Raw genomic sequence first — 5,816 nt, 5'->3', positions numbered from 1 at the left:
CCGCGTACGCGGGCAGCTCGAATGGACGTCGCACAACTCCCCCCAGTGGAATGCGCGGCGCGCTCACTCGGCCTGTTTGACCCCGCGAATCCTTGATTGGTTGCCCCGCGGTCCGGGGAATTTACTGAACGATGGGCCGACTTCCGGAATTAATCCTTCGTATTTGCTGTGTTCACCTTTTGAGCGGCAAGAAGCAACGTACGAAGCATCAGGGGACGGCGCCGCAGGGGCTACGGGGGCTGCGGTCGCTTAGACGATCTTCCAGCGCACCAGGGTTCCCAACACCAGCGCTCCGGGGATCAACGGGAGCCACACCGTGATGAAGCGGTAGGCGAGCACCGCGGAGGTGGCGGCGTCCGCCGGGGCCCCGGTCGCGACGAGCGCGATGACCAGCGCGGCGTCCACGGAGCCGATGCCCCCGGGCGAGGGGATGACCGCGGCCAGACACGTTGCGGCCAGATAGGCGAGCACGACATGCCCGGGCGGCACGTCCAGCTCCACCGCGACGGCGACCGCGGCGAGTCCGGCCGCCTGCAGCACGGGAAAGGCCACCGAACCGCCCCACAGGGCAAGCGCCCTGGACGGCCGGGCGTGCAGCGAGCGGGCGTCGGTGAGGGCGGTGACCAGGAAGCTGCGGACGATCCGGCGCACCGGACGGATCGCCAGAACCGCGACCACCAGGGCGCAGACCGCCGCCCCGACCGTCAACGGCAGCGCCGCGCCAATCCGGTCCGGGAGCAGCGGCCCGATCCTGAGCGCTTCGGGGAAGGCGACCAGCAGGACCAGCAGCAGCCCGATGCGGGCGGTGGCCTCCGCGAGGAAGTACAGAGCGAGCGCGGCCGAGGAGCGGGCGGCGGGGAGGCCGCAGCCGGTCATGAAGCGGATGTTGACCGCGCTCGCGCCGATCCCCGACGGCAGAAGGTGGTTGGCCGCCCCCGCGGCGAACTGGGTGGCGAACAGCCGCCCCGGAGGCAGCCGTTCCAGGACGGTGCCCTGCCGGGCGAAGGACACGGCGACCCAGCCGAGACCGGTCGTGGCGACCGCGGCGAGCAGCCAGTAGGGGTTGGCGTCAAGGAGCTGACGGGCGCCGGAGCCGATGAGCGACCAGTGCCCGATCACCCATACGGCGACGACGGCGATCGGCAGCAGGCACAGGATCTGGCGCAGCGGAAGCCGCCGGCGGGCGGGGAGGCTCTGCCGCTCGGGCATCATCGTCGCGGGCATATGCGCTCACAGGTGCTCGGGGGGCGGAGAGACCGGGGCGGTGTGGTCAGGGTGTCCACCGTGGGAGACGTTGGGGCGTACTCGGATCGACATCCGGTCGGCGCGGCGGTGGCGAAAAGGCGACGTCCGGCTCGCGCACGGGGACATCCGGCTCGCGCACCGGGAGGGCGAGCAGCAGGCCGAGGCAGATCCATACGTAGGCGTTGCTCCCCAGGAAGCCGTCCACGCCGGTGGGGTGGAAGCGCCACAGCCACACCACGCTGCTGCACAGGATCACATACACCGCGGACGCCGTGGACAGCAGCCGGCGGCGGCGCGCGGGCGGTGTGCCCGACCGCAGCCCGGTGTCGACCAGCACGGTCAGCGCCGGGATCAGCCAGACCAGGTGGTGCACCCAGGTGATCGGGCTGACCAGGCAGGCGGCGACGCCGGTCAGCGCGAACCCGGCCGCCTCGTCCCCCGCGGCGGCCGCGCGCCGTACACGATGGGCCCACAGGGCCATGACGGCGAGCGCCCCCAGCGCCCAGATCGCGCCGCTCGGCGGGACGGGGTCGGTGAGCCGGGCCAGCACGCCGCGCCACGACTGGTTGGAGACATACGCGGCGACCCCGATGCGGTCGGTGTCCCACAGGTCCTCGGTCCAGTAGTCCCGCGACGCGGTCGGCGCCACCCAGGCGGCCAGCAGGGTCGCGGCCGCCGCGGTGCCCGCGGCCGTCCCGGCGGCGCGCCGGCGCCCGGTGACGGCCAGATAGCAGATGAAGATCGCCGGTGTGAGCTTGATCGCGGCGGCGATGCCGATGGCGAACCCCGCGTACTTGCCCCGGCCGGTGGACAGCAGCCAGGCGTCGAAGAGTACGAGCGCCAGCAGGACCAGGTTGACCTGGCCGAAGCTGAAGGTGTCCCGGACCGGCTCCAGCAGGGCGAACAGGCAGGCCGCCACGGCGAAGGCGAACCATCGGTGCCGGGCGTGGCGGCGTACGAGGGGACCGGTCAGCCAGTACAGCACGACCGCCGAGGCTGCCAGGTTGAGCAGCATGCAGATGGTGATCGCGCCCGACCAGCTCACCAGGGCCATCGGCAGCATGCACAGGGCCGCGAACGGCGGGTAGGTGAAGCCGTAGGCGGTGCCGTCCGCACCGGGCACCGTGTAGTCGTACATGCGGCCCCCGTCGTGCAGCCAGTGGTCGACGGTGCCGTAGTAGACGCTCAGGTCGAACCAGTCGCGGTGGAGCGGCACGGTGGCCAGGAAGAGCGCCACGGCCCCGGTCAGCCCGAGCGTCAGCAGCAGTCGGCCGCGTGTGGTGGTGGGCCCCGTCATGCCGCGTGCTCCGTCCAGCGGTCGCCTGCGGCGAGTCTCGGGGCCCGTTTGACGCACCACAGCGTGAGCAGCGCCAGCGCTCCGCCGCATACGGCGAGGGTCAACTGCTGCCGGTCCGGCGCGAATCCGCTGGGCAGTACGGCCAGGGCCAGCACCCCGCTCGCGGCGGCGACCGCGCGGCGCACCGGTCCGCTCGGCGCTGCCGCGGCGATGAGGAACAGCCCCCACAGCAGATACCAGGGGCGGATCGCGGGGCCGAGCGCCGCCACCGCCACCAGGCTCAGCCCCAGCGCGTAGACGGGGCGGGAGCGGGAGGCGCGCAGCCAGACGACCGCGACGGTGACGGCCGTCGCCAGCAGGCCGAGCGCATGCCAGGCCGGGGTGGCCAGCGGCGCCAGACCGCTGCCGAGGGCGTCCAGGGCGGCGCCGGTGGCCCGGCCGAGGGCGCTGGTCAGCGCCCAGTTGTCCGGGGAGACCGGGGTGGTCAGGGCGGTGATCCAGCCATAGCCGGTGCCGGCGACGGCCGTGGCCGCGCCCGTGGTGCCCAGCGCCAGGGCGCCGGTGGCCAGCGCGGCCCGGGTACGCCGCCATCTCCCTGTCAGCAGGCCCGCCCAGAGCGCGGCGACGGCCAGCAGCCCGAGCGCGGCGGGCGCCTTGACCAGGGCGGCCAACGTGACCAGCACGGCGCCGCACGCGGGCCACCGGCCGGTCGCGGCCACCAGCCCGGCGCCGAGCAGCCCGATCATCACAGCGTCGTTGTGCGCCCCGCCGACCAGGTGGATCAGCAACAGCGGATTGAGCGCCCCCAGCCACAGGGCGGCGGCCGGATCGGTGCCGCAGCGGCGTGCGAGCGCGAGGAGGGCGAGGATCATCAGCGCCACGCCGACCAGCGCGACCAGCCGCATACCGAACACCCCGGCGGACACCTCGGTACGGGAGGCGCCCACCACCGCCGTCTCGAAGGCCAGGGACACCGGGCCGTAGGGGGCGGGGGTGTGCTGCCACAGGGGCGCCACCTCGGCGGCCAGCGGCCCACCGAGCCGGGCCGGGCCGTGTACGTACACATCGATGCGCGCGTCGACCATGGCGCCCTGGGCGAGATAGCTGTAGACGTCCCGGCTGAACAACGGGGGCGCGGCCAGCAGCGGAGCGGCCCAGACGGCGAGGGTCAGCAGCAGGTCGCGCGGGCTCGGCGGCCGGGGGCCGGGTACCGCGCGGCCCAGCAACAGCCAGGCCCCGACCAGCAGTACAAGGCCGAAGTACGTACTGACCAGGCCGAGCGCGGCGCCGCCGGAATCGGGGACCAGGACGTCCGCCACGGGCAGCGCGCCGGCGGTTTTTCCCCCCGCCGCCAGCGCCAACGAGCCCGCGAGCCCGAGCAGCGCACACTGGTGCGGATGGACGACGAGGGCAACACGGCGAAGGAACACACGACGGACCAGCACCTGACCAGAATTGGCCCGCCGTGTGTCCGAAAGTCGACGCTGCGGTCACCGTCAGTCGGCGGCCAGGTGTCGACCGCCTGGCGTACCCCCGGCGATGTCCAGCCCCATGTGCTCGGCGAGCCCGACGGCGAGCTCCGCCACCGTCGGGTGCTGCCAGACGAAGTTGGCGGCGAGCTTCACGCCCAGGCCGGATTCGAGCCGCACGCGCAACTCCATGGCCAGGAGGGAGTCGAAGCCGAGGGCCTTCAGAGAGGTCTGCGGGTCCAGCGTGGAGCCGCTGAGGCGGAGGACCGTACGGATGTGGTCGCCCAAGTACGCCTCCAGGGCCGCGCGGCGGGCCAGGCCCGCGGGGAGCGTGGCCAGCCGCGCGCGGATGTCGTCGCCGCCGCTTGCGTTGTTTACGCTCTGTGCGCCCCCGGTGCCGTCGGCGTCGTCGGGGAGCAGCGGGCCGAAGAGCGCCGACTGCCGCCCGGCCGCCGGAATCCAGGTGCCCGGCTCACCGGGGATCACCCCGGTCTGCACCCGGCCGTGCGCCAGCAGGGCGCCCAGCGCTCGTAGGCCCCGGTCGGTGGGGATGGTCTCGTAACCGCGGTCGGCGAAGCCAGTGGCGACGCCGGTCTCGCCCCACGGGCCCCAGTCGACCGCGAGGGTGGGCAGCCCGCGCGCGGAGCGCCAGGCCGCGAACCCGTCCAGCCAGGCATTCGCGGCGGCGTACGCGCCCTGGCCGGGGTTGCCCAGCAGCGAGGCCATCGAGGAGAACACCGCGAACCAGTCCAGCGGCTGCCCCGCGGTGGCCTCGTGCAGCCGCCACGCACCGGTGGCCTTGGGCGCCCACACCCGCCGCAGCTGGTCGTCGCGGATGTTGGTCACCGCCGCGTCGTCGAGCGCCATGGCGCTGTGCACCACCCCGCGCAGCGGCGTCCCGTCCGCGGTGGCGGCGGCCACCAGGCGCTCGGCCGTGCCCGGCCGGGCGATATCGCCGAGCACCACGGTGATCCGGGTCCCGGTGGCCGACAGTTCATTGAGCTCCCGCGCGGTGGCGGCTGTGGGGGCGGTACGGCCGTTGAGTACGAGGTGTCCCGCGTGCCGGGCCGCCAGCCAGCGCGCGGTGGCCAGCCCCAGACCGCGCAGACCGCCGGTGATCACATAGGCCCCGCCCTCGCGCACCGGCCGCGGCCCGTCGGGCAGCACGGCGCCGGTTTCGCCCCGTTCCGGCACGGTCAGCACCAACTTGCCGATATGGCCCGCACCCGCCATCAGCCGAAACGCGTCGGAGGCCGCCGACAGCGGAAACGCCGTACACCGCAGGGGCGCCAGCCGCCCTTCCGCCAACTCCGCGACCACCTCGCGCAGCGCCGCGCCGAACACCGCCAGGCGGTCGCGCTGCAGTTCGCCGAGGTCCACAGTGCTCAGCGTGATGTTGTGGCGCAGCGGCGCCAGCCCCAGCGGGGCGTCGGAGAGGATGTCGCGCACGCCCAGCTCGACGAACCGGCCGAACGGCCGCAGCGCTTCGAGCCCGGCCCGGATCGCGGCGCCGGCCAGTGAGTTGAGGACGACGTCCACCCCCTCCCCGCCGGTCGCCGCCCGGGCCTGCGCGCAGAAGTCCAGCGAGCGCGAGTCCATGACATGCGCGATGCCCATGCCGCGCAGAAACCGCCGCTTGTCCTCACTGCCCGCGGTGGCCAGCACCTCCGCGCCCAGCAGCCGCGCCACCGCGATGGCGGCCAGCCCGGTTCCGCCCGTCGCCGAGTGGATCAGCACCCGCTCCCCCGGGGCCAGCCGGGCGACATGCCGCAGGGCGTACCAAGCGGTGAGGAACGCGATGGGCA

At 73.9% G+C, this 5,816-nt stretch carries 4 protein-coding genes; all 4 read right to left on the bottom strand.

Annotated features, from left to right (window positions below; all coding sequences use genetic code 11):
- Positions 1 to 249 precede the first annotated feature (249 nt).
- Positions 250 to 1,224: a lysylphosphatidylglycerol synthase transmembrane domain-containing protein gene (locus tag CCN51_RS12990; RefSeq protein WP_014173626.1), complete on the bottom strand. Its 975-nt coding sequence runs from the start codon at positions 1,222 to 1,224 to the stop codon at positions 250 to 252.
- 46 nt (positions 1,225 to 1,270) lie between these two features.
- The gene (locus CCN51_RS12985; RefSeq protein WP_014173627.1) at positions 1,271 to 2,542 is read right to left on the bottom strand and encodes a glycosyltransferase 87 family protein; all 1,272 of its coding nucleotides are present in this window, start codon (positions 2,540 to 2,542) and stop codon (positions 1,271 to 1,273) included.
- Entirely contained in the window at positions 2,539 to 3,987 is a 1,449-nt protein-coding gene (gene mptB / locus CCN51_RS12980; RefSeq protein WP_238545278.1) for a polyprenol phosphomannose-dependent alpha 1,6 mannosyltransferase MptB, read from the bottom strand. The genes CCN51_RS12985 and mptB overlap by 4 nt, the downstream gene beginning before the upstream one ends.
- Before the next feature lie 51 nt (positions 3,988 to 4,038).
- Positions 4,039 to 5,816, bottom strand: a 1,778-nt coding sequence (locus CCN51_RS12975) for a type I polyketide synthase (RefSeq protein WP_143675791.1), incomplete at its 5' end; no start/stop codon positions are given.

This window comes from Streptomyces milbemycinicus, from assembly GCF_002154605.1.
GTDB classification, from domain to species: domain Bacteria; phylum Actinomycetota; class Actinomycetes; order Streptomycetales; family Streptomycetaceae; genus Streptomyces; species Streptomyces milbemycinicus.
The sequence above is the reverse complement of the archived record's forward strand: the minus strand, read 5'-3'. Positions and strand labels throughout refer to the sequence as shown.